This window comes from Ignavibacteriota bacterium (genome assembly GCA_013285405.1).
Taxonomy (GTDB): Bacteria; Bacteroidota; Ignavibacteria; order Ignavibacteriales; family Ignavibacteriaceae; genus IGN2.
Map to the genome: position 1 here is coordinate 3,138,435 of CP053446.1, position 16,507 is coordinate 3,154,941.

Consider the following 16,507-nt stretch of genomic DNA (forward strand, 5'->3'; position numbering starts at 1 on the left):
GCCTCTTAAACAATTTTTTTAAAAAAGAGAACATATTCATCCTTCATAGTATTTCGCAAGCCTTTGATAGGTTTAACAATACTTTTAACAAGTTTTAGATTAGCTCTCTCACAAAAGTTTATTATTTTATCTTCTAGTTGTATTCCGCCAGTCTGATTTGTATTTGAGCCAATAATTATTACAGCATATTTATCAGGTTTTAATACTCTTGCAATTTCAACACATACAGTTCTCATATCCTCGAAATAATTTTCAAGCCTTTCTGTTTTATTCTTTCCTCTCAATCCGATCATTTTTTCTTTTAGCTTTTCCACGTCTAGTCCCAAGTATTCAAGTTGATCTTTATCGTTGCTAGCATAGTCAATTGCGAACGAATAAGGTGGAGATGTAATGATTCCATCAAATGTATTCTCTTCCAATTTTAAATCCATTGCCGTTGAATCTTTAGAAATGATTACATTCCCTAAGTTTTCTTTATCATAAAATGGATTTTCTAAATAATTCAAAACAGTATAAATATAACGTTCAAGAACTCTACTAAATAATTCTTTATGAGACGAACTTTTTGTCCTATTGAAATATCCCATAGAGTCAAGGAATGCTAATAAAGTGAGGTAATAATTTGGCTCACTTTCAAATAGCTGGATATTTTTTTTAGAGTCATACTTTTTCTTAGCTGAAAAAAAGTTAAACAACTTTTCTTCTTTTTTTATTAGTTGCTGTAATTCGGTGTTTTTTGCCTTAATGGATTCAAATTTCGTTTTGGTCATTAGCCTACAAAATGGGCTTATATCAACAGCAATGGAATTTATACCAAGGAGTGCTGCTTCAATGTTAGTAGTTCCACTTCCGCACATTGGGTCTAAAACTAATTCTCCCTTTTTTACGCCAATAATATTTAATAAACTTTTTATTAGTTGTGGATGGAATTTACCGCGATATGGAAATAAAGAGTGTGTTGCGTAGCCGGTAGAAAATGCACCATTCTCAAAATAACTTTTTGTTTTACTCGATCTGGATAATATTTCAAAAGATGGTTTGAAAGTATTTGTTTTAAAATGAATTGTAGAATTTCCCTTAATTGATTTAATGTAAGCGGCTCTATTAATTAAATCCTTGGTTTGAAGAGAGTTGTATTCTAGAAATGCAAGTTCTAATTCGAATAATTCGGTAACCGACGGCAATAATTCGATATCATTATCGAACAACTTATAAGTAAAATTATATGTGAAAATATTTTCCTTATTCATATCATAAATATATCAAAGTATAAATCAGTATTCAGCAAAAATTTAGTCGATTTTTATTTTTCTAGCTTAAAATAAGCGACTGATAATTACACCAATTTTTGTTACAGCATCGGTTGCACCCGCTAGTGTTGCCAAGACCTTAAGAGATTCCCAAACTGAAGAAATTATATTTTTGTTTGGATTCTTTTTTGCTATTTGTGTTCTTATGGTTGAAATGTCACCGGAAACATCCAATTTTTGAGTGTCATCTAATCTGTCGCTAGATTCAATTTCTTTTTCAAGCACATCTAAAAGTCTCGATAAGTCAGTGTACTCATTATTTACAATATTTCCATCTCCAATTATTGTGACTCCTTGAACGTTTGTAATATTAATATTGTGAGAATTTTCAATACTTTTAAAAAGTGTTCCGGCTTCTAAATGATTAATTCCTATATCGGAAATCTTGTATTTAATTTGTTCTTGGCTCATTTCCATTCCGGTTTTAGTTGTAATAGAACGTTCTTTTACTACTTCTCTTACCCAATCAACTTGGACTAAGTAATCCAGATTTGATGAAACATCTTGTTGAGTCATTGAATGTCTACTTTTCATTTCACTTTGTAAATCACGAATACCGATAGGTATTTTTGCAATTCCACGTGATTGTTTATGACGTTCATATAAAAATCTTAAAATTTTATCTCTCATATCATCATTTGGATTAAGAGCCATAATAACCTCTGACTTTTATGCGTTATAAGCGTGTTATGTTAAAACACAACACCGTAAATATTTTTAGTTAAAGATTTCCTGTAGCGTTTATTTTTTTATTAAACACTTTAATTAATTTCAATATCTAACTTAACCCAACTAACGAAATAAATTATCCTCTTTAATAATAGGATATCCTCCCGTATAGCGGGACAAGTCGTTATACGCTCTTCCACTAAAGAATGAGTAATTCCCAAAATGCCTGTCCCGAACTTGTTTCGGGAAGGTTTGGCTGCCATAGCCTTTTTGATATTAAGGCAGAATAGTTGTTTTTCCGCTTTTGCGGGATCCCGTTCTACGGGAAAGTAAGAAACATTGTAGATCAGTTTTTCAAAGAACTTAATTTTTTATTTAACTGTCTCGAGCTGGATAACTATTTGTTTTCTGTGCCTATTGACTTTGTACTTATTAAAGAGGTTAGTTGCTTAAAAACTATAACTTAGACCTATAAGTAAATTTAAAGTTAAAAAATGTTGATTATAATTTGATAAATCTCTTCCTTTCTCATCGTAAAATAATCCGTACAAATATCTTAGTTTTATCCCGTAGTAAAAATACCACTTAGTTGAGTTATCACTTATTGGAGTTATCATATCTATCGTTCCACTTAATCCAATATTAAAAGAAGCTAATCTATCTTCAAAACTTTCTTTATTATAAACGATAGATCTATTCACAATTGAAAAGGAAGGACCAATGCCATAAAATATTTTTTCACTTAATTTGTTTTTAAGAAGAACATCTAATGTGTGGAAAGATAAAGAAGCATCAACGTAAGAAGTGCCAATATCAAAACCACTTGTTCTTACAAATTCCAATGCTCCATTATTGGAAGCATAAATGTATGAGTAGTCTAATTGAATATTGTAATTAAAAAGAGTCTGATTTAAATAACTTGCTTCAATACCATAATTTAAAAGGAAATTACTATCATCCGTTATCTTCAGCGGATTCTCGGAATTGTAAATAAATATTCCAACACTAGGTGAAAGTTTGATCTGACTTTGTGCAATGGAGCATGAAAAAAAGATTAGAATTATGGAAACGATTTGTAATATATACTTTTTCATTTTTTAATTAATATCAACCTTCTTGTGGCTTCAAAAAATGTATTATCATTTACGCCTCTTGCTGTGAGATTATAAAAGTAAAATCCCTCTGCAAGACCCACGGTATTAACAGTAACTGAGTGTACTCCCGCAGATTGTTGAGTATCTACGATGGTAAAAACAATAGTATCATATGAATTTTCTAATGTAAGTTTTACGTAAGACTCAACTGGTAGGCTGTACGTTATACTTGGAGGATCTGAATCATAAGTATCTAAAACCGATGACCCACAACCAATAAAAAATATTATAAGAATTAAAACCACTCCCGTTTTTTTCATAAAATTTATCCTTATAATTTTGGCAACTAACGGCTATTATGTTAAAACACAACACCGTAAATATTTTTATTTAAAGATTTCCCGTAGCGTTTATTTTTTATTAAACACTTTAATTAATTTCAATATTTAACTTAACCCAACTAACGAAATAAATCATCCTCTTTAATAATAGGATATCCTCCCGTATAGCGGGACAAATCGTTATACGCTCTTCCACTAAAGAATGAGTAAGTTCCTAAATGCCTGTCCCGAACTTGTTTCGGGAAGGTTTGGTTGCCATAGCCTTTTTGATATTAAGGCAGAATAGTTGTTTTCCCGCTTTTGCGGGATCCCGTTTTAGGGAAAGTAAGAATCATTGTAGATCAGTTTCTCAAAGAACTTAATTTTTAATTTAACTGTCTCGAGCCGGATAACTATTTATTTTCTGTGCCTATTGACTTTTTACTTATTAAAGATGTTATACTTCTTCTTTATTATTCTTGATTTCGAACTAAAAACAGTGTGGTTGCAAAGGTATTATATTCTTCTTCTTCCCAATTAAAAGTTATTCTTAAGTTGTTAAAATCAATCTCTCTGTTTTCATTTAAATAATTTGTAATACCTTCTGATAAGAGTTCTCTATTTCTTTTAAGTTTCCAACTATTTTCAAGATTCTGTAAATCAATCAAGATAAGGAAAAATCTATTCGCCGAATCAAATCGTCGCGGTCCTTGTTCTTGATACAACCAAATAATTAACTCTCTCGGATTTTGAATTGTATCATTTATTATTTCTCTTCGAATTCGGTGAAATTCTTCCATAAAATTTTGTGATTCTTCACCCGGGAATTCAGTTATTCTCGTTAATAGTTCTTGAAACTGTTCATTATTTTTTGCGTTTCTATCAAATGGGATATTGTTTCGACGGGCAAAAGATTTAAGTTCAGTAAGTTCGGGGCGCAAACCAAGTTGCTGTCTTTTTAATTTCATAAATCCATCAGGGAAGTAGGTTACTTTCAAATCGAATGGAAAGTTATGCCAAAAAAAGTCAACTTTTTTTACTAGACCTATAGATGGGGTAATATCAGGATGATCCCTAAACATATCTTCAATCAAAATTGAAGACCAATGATTATACCAAGAACAAAGAATATAACCACGTAATCTTGGACTTATGTCATTTTCGATAGCAGTATTTAACTGATTGTAGTCTCTTATCTTTTTAATGTAATTATTAACTAAAGTTTGTTCAACAGCATTTTGATAAAAACCACCCCAGTCAAAAACTTGTAAGCGATACAATTGTGTATATAGAAAATCTTCATTACCTATTCTTTCTTCTCTTTCCCTATCATAGACTTGCTGAATAAAAGTCTGTATTACTTCAATATCTATGTTTTGACAAAAAAGATGTCTAAACAATTCTCGCGCAGCTATTTCAGTAGTGTCAATACCAGCTAATTCTGCAAGTTCTTTTAACAAATCGGAGCGTGACATTGAGCGTAATAATAAAAAATAATAACCATATTGATGTTCAAGAATTGTTGGGAAATCATTGTTTTTATATGCACGGGTCAATAATTGGAAAATTTCTCTCATTAAGTGAATTCCTAATTTTTATTATTTGAATGTAATTGATCTATGATTTTTACTGCCTCAGATATTTTGAAAAACTTATTTTGGTTTAGATAAAATTTAAATAGCTGATTAAATATCTGATAATGTTGAAGAGATTTACTACCTTTTATTGATAAACCATCTACTAAGCTTAAAATTTCTTCTTTTGGGGGAATTATTATATTCAATGGATGATTTAAGTGATTTTTCTTTTTTATAAATGTTAGAATAAAATCCGTTTTTAATCCTTTGCCTCTTGTATCTTGAACAACTGAATTTGCGGAATAGTCTAAGGTTTCGACTTTGTGCAGTTGAAAATTAAGTGAGTGCAGTTCTGAGATAACATTTATCCAAGTGTTATCATCAAGTGAATTGAACATTAGTGAAAAATACTTTTCATATTTCAAAACTCTGTAGATTTCTTGAAAAACTTTATTTAACAGACTATTGTAATTCTCTAAATTCTTTTTCCTTTCTTTGGATTCACTTATTACTATTTCATTTTCATAATCCACATCCATTTTTAGCCAACTATTCCACAGCATACTTAATTCTAAATAAGGAATTCTGTTACCGTGTGGTGGGTCAGTTATAATATAGTCAATGGAATTATCCGGTATTTCCTCTAAAGCTTTCTGAGCTGGTAAATTCCTCAAATAAAGGTTTTTATCATTATTGCTTAGTGAAGTAATGCTATTAACTTCTTTTATTTCATAATCACTTTTTTCTTGTTGTTTCTTTGCTTTTAGAATTTTTTGAAATTTATTATTAAAGCAGTTCCAAACATTTATTTCAAAATTTTCTTTTGGTGTCCAGTAACCAATGACCCAACTTCCAACTTCTTTTCTTGTTTCGTTTGATTGCCCTTTATATTTGCCCCTATTTTTTACGACAAAAACCATTTTGCTAGCTTGTCCAACAGAAGATGTAAAACAGAATTTTAATATATTTCTTATTTCGGGATCATCTTCTTGTTCGATAGCATTCATCAACATAGATAAAGCAAATAAATTGCGTGGTGTGAATAACTCGTAAATTTTTTTACCACCATAAGCATTTATTCGTGGATTATGAAAAAAATCATTTTGTGGATAGTAATAATTGATTTTATCGTAATTGAATTGACTGATAAAACTAATATCACCTTCAGTTGGATTTGTAATATTCTTATTTGAGCCGTTTTGGTACCAAATTTCAGTTAGCTTGTTTTCTTCCCAAATGAAATGTGTAGCTAAATATTTTTTATTTTCTCTTTCAATAACGTATAGAGAGTTAATATCATCTTTAACTTTTGATTCAATTTTCAAATATGATTCATAAAGTTTTGAAGTAGATATTTTATTTAACATTTGCTTAGTTATAAAAATTGCAGAAGGGTTTATATCAAAACCTACTGCCTTTCGATTACTTAGTATGGATTCAATGATAGAAATTCCAGAACCACAAAATGGATCTAAAACTATTTCTTCTACTTGAGAATATTTTTCAATGAAATGACGAATTATATTATATGGCTTTTTTGACCAATATTTATGAACTCCATAAATACCAGTATAACTTTCTGCAGAATAATCATCTATATTTTTTTTTACATCAAATATCTCTAATTGCATCTTTACCTTATTTTTTCATTTTTTCCAAAAATAACCATTTAGTAAACAAGATGTGTAATTGAAATTGAATAGAAGTATAACGGCGTGTTATGTTAAAACACAACACCGTAAATATTTTTATTCAAAGATTTCCGGTGTGTTTATTTTTTTATTAAACACTTTAATTAATTTCAATATCTAACTTAACCCAATCAACGAAATAAATCATCCTCTTTAATAATAGGATATCCTCCCGTATAGCGGGACAAGTCGTTATACGCTCTTCCACTAAAGAATGAGTAAGTCCCTAAATGCCTGTCCCGAACTTGTTTCGGGAAAGTATGGCTGCCATAGCCATTTTGATATTAAGGCAGAATAGTTGTAGATCAGTTTTTCAAAGAACTTAATTTTTAATTTAACCGTCTCGAGCCGGATAACTATTTATTTTATGTGCCTATTGACTTTTTACTTATTAAAGAGGTTAGGTTTACTTTTTAGCATTTATTACTTCTTTGGATTCCAATCAGGATAATCATTGATTGGAAAGACACCTTGATAATTAGTTAATTTGGTAATACTTCCATTAGATAAATTTTTTATATAAATATCAGCTCTTCCATCATTTGTAAAGGTGGAGAATACTATTTTATTTCCATCCGAAGAATAAACTGGTGTCGATTGAGCAGAGCCTAAATCAATAATCAATTCTTCATTATTCGTATTTATATTTACTCTGAATATTTTATCATAAAATCCGAGGACAGTTTCAGGTGCAACAAACAAAATATCGGTATTGATCGGCGAAAATGAAGATTTTATGATTGGATCTTTTTTGCTCAGTTCTTTTATATCGCTCCCATCTAAATTCATTATATGGAGCGAAGCTTTACCACTATCATTATCTCGAAATGATCTGAAGATTATTTTATCATAATGAGGTGAGACAACTGGACAGAAGTCAAATATAGTTCCATCTGTTATTTGAATTAAATTACTTCCATCAGAATTTATAGAGCAAATTCCATCCCCACCAAATATTATCTTATTTTGTTCTACCCAATTTGGATAATTTCCTTCAATTAATAATGCTTGGTTAGAACCATCTGCATTTATAATATAGATTTGTCTGATATTTTGTTCTGAAAATACTTGAATCAATATTTTTGCCCCGTCCGGTGACCATTCAATCCATTCATACCCATTATAAATATTTAAATCAAAAGATATCTGTTTTTGATTAGAGCCATCTTTATTCATAACAAATAATTGATTCTTCCCATTTACTTCGGAGAGATAAGCAATTCTTTCCCCATCGGGCGACCATTTGGGAAACCAGTCCTTCACATTATTGTTTGTTAATCTTGTTTGATTACTTCCATCTGCATTCATAACATATATTTCAAAATTCCCATCGCGATTGGAATTGAAAACAATTTCATAATTAAGTTGTGAAATATCTGGCTCAGTAATTCTTTCTTTACAACTATGAATCGTAAAAAAGGTAACTGCTATAAATAATATTTTTATATACTTCATAGTAAACCTAACGACGCGTTATGTTAAAACACAACACCGTAATTATTTTTAGTTAAAGATTTCCAGTGTGTTTATTTTTTTATTAAACACTTTAATTATTTTCAATATCTAACTTAACCCAACTAACGAAATAAATCATCCTCTTTAATAATAGGATTTCTTGTTATACGCTCTTCCACTAAAGAATGAGTAATTCCCAAAATGCCTGTCCCGAACTTGTTTCGGGAAGGTTTGGCTACAATAGCCTTTTTGATATTAAGGCAGAATAGTTGTTTTCCCGCTTTTGCGGGATCCCGTTTTACGGGAAAGTAAGAAACATTGTAAATCAGTTTTTCAAAGAACTTAATTTTTTATTTAACTGTCTCGAGCCGGATAACTATTTATTTTCTGTGCCTATTGACTTTTTACTTATTAAAGAGGTTATACAAAATGCCCTTTGATTTGTTTTTTATTTAAGAATATAACTAATGAAATAGATATTGCGATAAAAAATACTATCGCAACTATAATTCCTATACTGAATAAAAAGTATATGCTCTTATTAAAAACCAGTTTGATAACTATAATTAAAATTAATATCTGTCCTAGAATAAAAATTGACGATAAGGCAATTAATGAAACTCTTGCCCAATTTTTGTATTTTGTTAGGAAAATTCCTCCAACCAGAAACAGCAAACCAAATAGTACCATCGCCAAACCAAATTTTAACATATAATTGAAGAACAAATAATATCCTGAATAATCTAGCCCTGTCCGTGGATCAGTTAAGGGTGAATTCTGTTCAAAGAACCCACCTGAACTTAGCGCAAGGCTACCAAGTCCATTACTGAATATTGATAATCCTATAATTATTATCCCAACTGTTTTAATTGATTTAGGTTTTACTTCTTCCATAATGTTTTTTGTATAACACCTTTGCGCCTAACCCGCCGCCAATAACAAGGAAGACAAGTAAAGAACAAAAGCCAAATATTTAACAAACTGCGTTTAACTTGCATCAGTAAATGCAGTTTGTAAAAACGTTAATTAATTAAGAACACATAGAACAAAATGCCAAACAAAAACACAATTTCGAAAATCTCAAATCCGCCTAACTAAAATGGCGGTCGGGTTGAGGCGCTGGTTAGCCAGTAACCTTTGGACGATAATACCAATAATCAGTTTTATATTTTATTTCTTTAAGATTACTTGAATAACATTCTCGATAATTTTTAGTAGTATCATTCACACATAACTTTTTGATATAGTTAGCTAAGCTTTGGTTCATTTCTAAGATTACTGGATTTAGTTCTGTATTTTCTCCGATTCCAAATTCAATACGCTGGCAATAATTCCATCTTTTAACCTGTAGTGAGTTAAACGTTATTTTACTTTCGTCATCTGGCCAACAATTATCTGGTTCACCTCTATCTGTAATTAATCCAGCTTTTAAGAAATTAATTTTTGAAAAAGATTCGTCTATGAGGAATAATAATTCATTTACCCTTTTGGATTCTTTTTTATTCAAAACGTGTTGAATGATTTTTATTATTGGCCATTTTCGAACACGATTTGATTTATATTCAATTTCTCTATTCCATTCAGCATAACGGACTAATGGCTGAAGGAAATTTTTATGTCTATTTATAGTATTATCAACAAACACTGAATACGAAAAAGCATTTCTACGAATTCCCATTGGTTGATTGACCAAACTATAAATTGGGTCTAACCATCCAGAGTTTGCAAACCTCGCTGGCGAATTAATCCATTCTGGACCTTCTAAAAGGATAGTTCCAATTTTTTGATTCCGTAGTTTACTTTGTCTTGAAGGTTTTATCATTATTTATTTTTCTGCCTAACGACGTTGCGCCTAACCCGCCGCCAATAACCGGGAAGCCAAGTAAAGCACAAATGCCAATGATTAAACAAACTGCACTTAACTTGCATCAGCAAGTACAGTTTGTAAGTTAATTAATTAGAACGAACACTTAGAACAACAAACTATAACTAAAACACAATTTCAAAAATTATAAATCCGCCAAACCAAAACAGCGGTCGGGTTGAGGCGCTGGTTAGGTAGTGCAATATTTTTATTGTAAACTTTTAATTTTAGTAATAACAATAGTTCGACCCCATTGTTGAATTGTCATTTTATCAGTTATGTAACCTTCAAAAAGAATTCTAAGACTATCTTTCTGAAAATTGGGATTAAGGTTTTCAGGTAAAAAGTGTTCGTTTGAATCAGTTATTATTCCATAAAAACCACCTTCAAGAGAAAAATAGCTAATAGTTCCTTCACCAGATACAGTTTGTTGTTCGTCTTCACATCCAATAAAGAATAAAAGAAGGAATGCGATGAAATAAAATTTTGATTTCATATTTACCTCCAATCAATAAATAAAACTACCTAACGACGTTGCCGATAACCCGCCGCCCATAACAACCGGCTTAGTTAAAAAGACAAAACCAAAGATTTGGCAAACTGCACTTAACTTTCTTTGCAAGTGCAGTTTGCAGCAATGTTAATTAGCAGAACAACATTGAACAACAAACTTGTTACGGAACTACCAAGCCAAAAATATTAAAACTGCCGAATGCGAAAAGGCGGTCGGGTTGATTGGCTGGTTAGCTGCGTATAGTATATTAACTTCATTTATTTTTTAAATTTTCTCAAATAAGAATAATATATTTTTGGACCAATTGGGCCTTGTTTATTTCTATCATAACTTCTTCGAGGTTGAAAAAACTGACACAGTGTTTCATTTTTACTATCAAAATATAAAGCTCTTCTATGACGACTTTAGTTTAATTTTCGTGTATCAAAAAACCCCAACTCTGGCGCAATAATAATTAATACAGGTTCCGTAGGTTCCAAATCTCCATACGCATCCATGTATATTATTTCTGCTTTGATAATTGAATATTCACTTTTTACAGTATCTAAACTTCTCCAATTATTCTCATCCGGATATATCATTGTACAAGTAAAATCGTCATCAAAATATAAGCGATAAGTTTCCTCATAATTGTAATCTTCATTGTTTAATTCCCAATCATAATCGACTAAGTAATCTTTTAATTCTTCTACTGTTTCTGGAGTACTGTTACAACTTTGAATAAGAGTGCATCCTAACAAAGTAAATGATAAAATTAATTCATTATTTTTTCTTATCCCAATAATTCAGATTATCACCCAAATTTTCTTTTCCAATTATCAGCCAATTAAGTCCATAAGTAGGTTGCATCCCTTCATAAGTGAAAATAAGAATTGGATTACCTATTTTAAGGTTGTCTTTATAGTAGTCTTTATCGTATTCATCAAATTGATCAATGAACTGTTGATCAACACGTTTGATTTCAAATGTTCCTTTTCCATAAACCTTGTGGTGCGCTCTTTGCTGGTATACATTACCCAGACTTCCTGTTGTAGTACCTACTACCTCACTTTCAATGTCAAAGAATTCAAACTCTCCATTCTTAACTATTAATTTTGCGTCAGCATATTGGTATTCACCATCATATTCTCTGTTAGCACCGCAACCAATCAATAGCGTTAGCGTTAAAAGTAGGGTTGACGTTTTCATTTGTTTTCCTTTTATTTCTTGAAGTTAAAAGTTAATTAGAATTTAAAAGTTAAGAGAAGCATATACACACTGTTTCTTGGTTCACCTCTTATATTCCCAGGTTTAAAAGATGAACTTTTTATCTCTTGTTTGATTATTTTTTCAAGTTTACCGCTATATACTGAAGGATTAGTACTCCTGGGTTCCACCTTAATGACCTCACCTTTTTTATCTATATAGACATAATAATATGCAGATTTATCAATTCTCCAACCTAAAGAAGTTGAACCATGTTTTTCCAATATTCTTTTATATAAGTTTTCCAAACTATTTACCATAGTTGGATTTTTGAAGTTGCGAGGATTTGATTTAAGACCTAAATCGGATGTTCCTTGATACCATTCTTCATCTTCAGAGGAACCTTCATTGTACGGAGGGATTAATTTTATAACAAAAATATTAGCATTAGCTTTCTTTTCAATATTTATATTGCATTCCTGTATTGCAATATCTGAATTTCCAGCTAAAAAGATTTCTTCGTTCGGTCCAATTGTGAAATCATTAAAATATCCTTTACTGTTGCCATTACTTCGTAACCACTCAAGCTTATTAATTTTCAATTCTAGGTTATTAAAAAATTGAACCTCAGTAGTCGGGTCATATCTAAAAATAGTTCCGTTTGACAATAAATAAATTTTATTTTTATAAATGTTAAATCTGTTAATTTGATCTGTTCTAGTTGACCATTCAAGTACCCCCTTAATATTAAATTTAGCTAAATAATAGCCACCACTAGTTTCTTTAAACTTGTCGGTTGCTATTTCAACATTATTCCCAGGAAGACTGGTTACAGTTATATAAGCATTATTATCGTTATCTGTTTTCAAGCCAACTATTTGATTCTCAGATCTGCCGCCCGCCTTATTAACCCATTGAAATTCTCCATTAGTATTATAATCGGCAATGAAAACATCTGGATATTCATCACCTAGCCAAACACTTTCCATATTTTTATTTTCAAACGTAATTTCCTTTGTAAAGATTCCTCCAACAAAAACGTTATCATCACTTCCCACTGAAATAAATTTTGCACAATCATAATTGCTTGCACCAGCCGTTTTTACCCATAATTGTTTTTTTAAATCTTTGGAATACTTAATCAGAAAAACATCCATACTTGGTAATTCATCACCAAAAGTGCTTATTCTTTTGTAACTGCTGAATTTTTTATTTGAAAATGTTGCTTCACCTTGAAAACCCCCAGCTATATAAATGTTGTTACTATTATCAACAACGATTCCACTTGGAACTAGTACTTTTGATGTCATTAAATGTTTTTCCTTTTTTACAACTCCAAAATCTGCATGATTTATGATTTCCCCATCGTTGTTTATTTTGTATATATGTCCAGCAGTTTGATTATCATCATCCGTTAGAGTTAATAAAAATAAATTTCCTACACTATCAATAGAAAAATCAAGCAAAGGTTCCAAATAATTTCCTTCAATATGCCATCTAAGGTTGCCTTTGGAGTTATATGATGCAACAACATATCCAGAACCTGAATCTAAAATGTTTGAATTTTGATCCAGTTTTACTGTGCCTGAATAAAACAATAATAAATACAAGTTTCCACTTTGATCAGCTTCAATCTTTTTTATTTCTAATTCTCGTTCAGCTAATATCTGCATCCACCAATCGCATGTCTGGGCTGAGAGTTGAATTGAAAACAAAAAGAAAAAATATATTACAAAAAGGATTTTTGAAGTAATTATTTTCATATAAAGTTATCCCTTTGTTTTTGAAGTTAGTAAGTCTCTATAGATTGTTGAGGTATCGTTAATGAAATCTATGTACATTTCAATGAGTTTATCTTCATTATCAAATAAATTTTTATTTTGTCCTCTCATTAATTCTTCATCACCAGTCTTGATTTTTCCATAAGGGTATAAAATCCTGATACCAAATTCAAATTGTTTAGCATATTTTTTCAGTTGGTTAAACTGATTTTTAATTTCAGTTATATTAGTTTGCTCTTGATTTAATTCAGAAAAATTAAGTTCAAATTTAAATGTCTCAAATGTTTTCCCCTTTTGTTGCCCTTTTTTCCAATCCATTAATTTGTAATTAACTAATTGTAAAAAATATCTTGAACGTTGAATCTTATCTAAAGTCAATACTTTTTTAAAAACATTATTGAATTCCTTGTTTTCTAATATTTTCTCCATCTGATTCTTTTTTGACGAGAGATTTCTAGTAGTTAAGGATATACCTGCTCCATCAAAATCAAAATAAATCGAATAATGTGGATTGTATTGAGCCTTTCCTTTATCAGACCAACCATAAAAATCCCAAATATAATCAGCTAAAGGGCGTCCTGATCTATATAAGTAAGGATGAGTATCCTTGATTTTTTCATCGAGTCTGATAAGTAGTATTTTGAATTGTTGCCTAGCATCTATTCGGTTATAACCTTTTCCACTAGTTATAAATGATAAATCAAGATTTTGTCCAGTTTTCATTAAAACCTCTTTAAAATCCTTAATAAAATATTTTCTCATTGGATTATCATTATGGATAGTATCAACAAAATTATTTTCATTCATTGAATCTATAATCTGTTTCCAACTTTTAGTAACTAACCAAAAATTTTCATTAATATTATCTTTAGTTATGTTAAAGTGTTTCTCTATATGTCGCTTTAGCTGATTGGTATCAACTTTATTATGTTTTATTTTCGATTCAATCATAATTGCCCAATCATCAAGAATTAGCCAGCCGTCGGGTCTGCTGCCTTTAGATTTATTCTCTGCTACTGATTTTATTAAATCTTTTTTTGTAATCTCAGGCTTAATGTTTGAAATAACTAGTAAAATTTTTTTTGTTTTTTTATCTTTTATTTTCTCAGAAAGTTGTTTGTCAATATTTTGTAAATCAAAGTAAATATTCTTTGATTTATCTATCCGTATAGAATTTTCTTTAAAAAGTAGGTTAAAATATTTAATAATATTGTTTTGAAATGATTTTAGAGTGATTAAAAATGCGCGAGTTAAATTATCCTCCAAAACTTCGAATTGTTTTTTATCCTTTAATGTTAATTCATCAAGCGAATCTTCTGAATTATTTTTTCTTTTGCCACCGATAGAGTAAGAATAAAATAAGTTGAAGTGAGGATCCTTAAAATCAATATGACTTCTATTATTTCTCATTTTGAATTTTATATTTTTCCCTTGAAATCAGTAGAAAAAATATTAGAATTACATTAAGCAGCTAACTATTACTTATACCGAATTGGTGGTCCTCAATCCGGTTGTTATTTAAGAATTATTTTCTAATCTACCGACCACATTATTTATTATTTTTTTCTTCTAACTTATTTTAATGCTTATACTTAAAAATGCAATTACCGGGTTCTTTCAGGAATATATTCCCGAAAGTTTTTCTCATCTATCAACTTTTAATCCAATGGGCTTCTAACTCCAATGCCTCTATTCAACACGTGAGTATATATCATCGTTGTCTTCACTGAATTATGCCCCAGCAATTCCTGTACAGTTCTGATATCATAACCGTTTTGCAGAAGATGTGTAGCAAAGCTGTGTCTTAAAGTATGTGGTGAAGCTTGCTTTGCAACTCCTGATTTCCGAACGGCTGCTTTAAAATCTTTTTGAAATGTACTTGGATGCAAATGTACTCTGAAATATTTTCTTAACTCCGAATTATAAACAGGACTTTTTGCCGGGAATATATATTGCCAGGCAAGCTCTTTACCAGCATTCGGATATTTTTTTGCAAGTGCATACGGTAATGGAGCTTCTATTTTTTGCCCAGCCAAATCTTTCTTGAATAGATTTTTGACTTTGTTTAAATGAGTTCTAAAGTCGGTAACAAGCTTGTCTGGCAGTACAGTAATTCTGTCTTTCTCACCTTTGCCATCCCTAACAGAAATTGTCATCAAATCAAGATCGATGTCTTTTACTCTTAAACTTAAACATTCACCTAATCTTAAACCTGCACCATAGAGCAGTTTGGAAATCATCAGTGCGATACCTTCCAAATTTTCGAATATTTTTTTAACCTCCTCTTTTGAAAGCACAACAGGTAAGTGTTTCTTTCGGTGTGTAAACTTAATTTCTTCAATCCAGCCTACATTTTTATTTAAAATATTTTTATAAAGAAAAAGTATTCCCTGCAGGGCTTGGTTCTGAGTCGCACTCGAGACGTGATGATCTGTGGCCAGGTTATTAATAAACGATTTTATCTCCTCAGCACCCATTTCATTTGGATGACGTTTATTATGGAAAAACACAAACCGCTTGATCCAGTTTGTATAAGCTTTTTCCGTTTTTATGCTGTAATGCTTTGAACGAAGTTCAGTTCTAACTTTATCCAGAAGTTTTAGCGCAGGCATTTAATCCCCGAATAAGTAATTACTTGATTCAAACTTAATATTTACAGTTTGAAAAATCAATCGGTTTAATTGCTCTATACTGGTTATTTTAAGTCCATTCTTTCAATATGGACTTGATAAAGGCACTGCTTAAATTATTTGGAACTCAACCCAACCCTTCTCTTGCCAAGAGAAGGGCTTGCTAATTGTGATGACTTATCATCAACTTTCTGACAGAATTCTGTAATTAAACGATTTATTGGCATTAAGTCTCTGTCTTTTTAAGAAAGATTAGAAAGCTTTTTTAAGTGGACAGATACACAAATATCAGTTCAGACTATTCCATCAATACACCCTTTATGGACTTGATAAAAGCACTGCTTAAATTATTTGGAACTCAACCCAACCCTTCTCTTGCCAAGAGAAGGGCTTGCTAATTGTGATGACTTATCATCA

At 30.6% G+C, this 16,507-nt stretch carries 15 protein-coding genes; all 15 read right to left on the reverse strand.

The window, feature by feature from the left end; genetic code table 11:
• Positions 1-5: 5 nt before the first annotated feature.
• The 15 genes from HND39_13810 to HND39_13880 all read right to left on the reverse strand — a co-directional run bounded on the left by HND39_13810 (position 6) and on the right by HND39_13880 (position 16,072).
• Positions 6-1,250 (reverse strand): hypothetical protein, encoded by a 1,245-nt coding sequence (locus tag HND39_13810; protein QKJ97273.1) that lies wholly within the window; start codon positions 1,248-1,250, stop codon positions 6-8.
• 66 nt (positions 1,251-1,316) lie between these two features.
• A complete protein-coding gene (locus tag HND39_13815; protein QKJ97274.1) occupies positions 1,317-1,964 on the reverse strand; it encodes a hypothetical protein in 648 nt (215 codons plus the stop codon).
• Positions 1,965-2,428: 464 nt separating this feature from the next.
• Positions 2,429-3,073: a hypothetical protein gene (locus HND39_13820; protein ID QKJ97275.1), complete on the reverse strand. Its 645-nt coding sequence runs from the start codon at positions 3,071-3,073 to the stop codon at positions 2,429-2,431.
• A complete protein-coding gene (locus HND39_13825; GenBank protein QKJ97276.1) occupies positions 3,070-3,393 on the reverse strand; it encodes a hypothetical protein in 324 nt (107 codons plus the stop codon). Before HND39_13825 ends, HND39_13820 begins: the two co-directional genes overlap by 4 nt.
• Before the next feature lie 473 nt (positions 3,394-3,866).
• Positions 3,867-4,970 (reverse strand): hypothetical protein, encoded by a 1,104-nt coding sequence (locus tag HND39_13830; GenBank protein ID QKJ97277.1) that lies wholly within the window; start codon positions 4,968-4,970, stop codon positions 3,867-3,869.
• A gap of 11 nt (positions 4,971-4,981) precedes the next feature.
• Positions 4,982-6,601 (reverse strand): DNA methylase, encoded by a 1,620-nt coding sequence (locus HND39_13835; GenBank protein ID QKJ97278.1) that lies wholly within the window; start codon positions 6,599-6,601, stop codon positions 4,982-4,984.
• Positions 6,602-7,084: 483 nt separating this feature from the next.
• The gene (locus tag HND39_13840) at positions 7,085-8,116 is read right to left on the reverse strand and encodes a DUF5050 domain-containing protein (GenBank protein QKJ97279.1); all 1,032 of its coding nucleotides are present in this window, start codon (positions 8,114-8,116) and stop codon (positions 7,085-7,087) included.
• 420 nt (positions 8,117-8,536) lie between these two features.
• Positions 8,537-9,010: a hypothetical protein gene (locus HND39_13845; GenBank protein QKJ97280.1), complete on the reverse strand. Its 474-nt coding sequence runs from the start codon at positions 9,008-9,010 to the stop codon at positions 8,537-8,539.
• Between the two features lie 229 nt (positions 9,011-9,239).
• On the reverse strand, positions 9,240-9,938 hold the full coding sequence (locus tag HND39_13850; GenBank protein QKJ97281.1) for a hypothetical protein: 699 nt from the start codon (positions 9,936-9,938) through the stop codon (positions 9,240-9,242).
• Positions 9,939-10,188: 250 nt separating this feature from the next.
• Positions 10,189-10,476 (reverse strand): hypothetical protein, encoded by a 288-nt coding sequence (locus HND39_13855; protein QKJ97282.1) that lies wholly within the window; start codon positions 10,474-10,476, stop codon positions 10,189-10,191.
• A 422-nt stretch (positions 10,477-10,898) separates the two neighbouring features.
• Positions 10,899-11,234, reverse strand: coding sequence for a hypothetical protein (locus HND39_13860; GenBank protein QKJ97283.1), 336 nt, complete (start codon positions 11,232-11,234; stop codon positions 10,899-10,901).
• A gap of 22 nt (positions 11,235-11,256) precedes the next feature.
• Positions 11,257-11,682 (reverse strand): hypothetical protein, encoded by a 426-nt coding sequence (locus HND39_13865; GenBank protein QKJ97284.1) that lies wholly within the window; start codon positions 11,680-11,682, stop codon positions 11,257-11,259.
• Between the two features lie 35 nt (positions 11,683-11,717).
• Positions 11,718-13,442: a hypothetical protein gene (locus HND39_13870; protein ID QKJ97285.1), complete on the reverse strand. Its 1,725-nt coding sequence runs from the start codon at positions 13,440-13,442 to the stop codon at positions 11,718-11,720.
• 6 nt (positions 13,443-13,448) lie between these two features.
• Entirely contained in the window at positions 13,449-14,870 is a 1,422-nt protein-coding gene (locus HND39_13875) for a hypothetical protein (protein QKJ97286.1), read from the reverse strand.
• 248 nt (positions 14,871-15,118) lie between these two features.
• A complete protein-coding gene (locus tag HND39_13880) occupies positions 15,119-16,072 on the reverse strand; it encodes an integron integrase (protein QKJ97287.1) in 954 nt (317 codons plus the stop codon).
• Between the last annotated feature and the right edge of the window lie 435 nt (positions 16,073-16,507).

Bases quoted from the DNA above. Each gene is read 5' to 3' on its own strand.
- HND39_13810 (QKJ97273.1), bottom strand. From the start codon at position 1,250: ATGAATAAGGAAAATATTTTCACATATAATTTTACTTATAAGTTGTTC.
- HND39_13815 (QKJ97274.1), bottom strand. From the start codon at position 1,964: ATGGCTCTTAATCCAAATGATGATATGAGAGATAAAATTTTAAGATTT.
- HND39_13820 (QKJ97275.1), bottom strand. From the start codon at position 3,073: ATGAAAAAGTATATATTACAAATCGTTTCCATAATTCTAATCTTTTTT.
- HND39_13825 (QKJ97276.1), bottom strand. From the start codon at position 3,393: ATGAAAAAAACGGGAGTGGTTTTAATTCTTATAATATTTTTTATTGGT.
- HND39_13830 (QKJ97277.1), bottom strand. From the start codon at position 4,970: ATGAGAGAAATTTTCCAATTATTGACCCGTGCATATAAAAACAATGAT.
- HND39_13835 (QKJ97278.1), bottom strand. From the start codon at position 6,601: ATGCAATTAGAGATATTTGATGTAAAAAAAAATATAGATGATTATTCT.
- HND39_13840 (QKJ97279.1), bottom strand. From the start codon at position 8,116: ATGAAGTATATAAAAATATTATTTATAGCAGTTACCTTTTTTACGATT.
- HND39_13845 (QKJ97280.1), bottom strand. From the start codon at position 9,010: ATGGAAGAAGTAAAACCTAAATCAATTAAAACAGTTGGGATAATAATT.
- HND39_13850 (QKJ97281.1), bottom strand. From the start codon at position 9,938: ATGATAAAACCTTCAAGACAAAGTAAACTACGGAATCAAAAAATTGGA.
- HND39_13855 (QKJ97282.1), bottom strand. From the start codon at position 10,476: ATGAAATCAAAATTTTATTTCATCGCATTCCTTCTTTTATTCTTTATT.
- HND39_13865 (QKJ97284.1), bottom strand. From the start codon at position 11,682: ATGAAAACGTCAACCCTACTTTTAACGCTAACGCTATTGATTGGTTGC.
- HND39_13870 (QKJ97285.1), bottom strand. From the start codon at position 13,442: ATGAAAATAATTACTTCAAAAATCCTTTTTGTAATATATTTTTTCTTT.
- HND39_13875 (QKJ97286.1), bottom strand. From the start codon at position 14,870: ATGAGAAATAATAGAAGTCATATTGATTTTAAGGATCCTCACTTCAAC.
- HND39_13880 (QKJ97287.1), bottom strand. From the start codon at position 16,072: ATGCCTGCGCTAAAACTTCTGGATAAAGTTAGAACTGAACTTCGTTCA.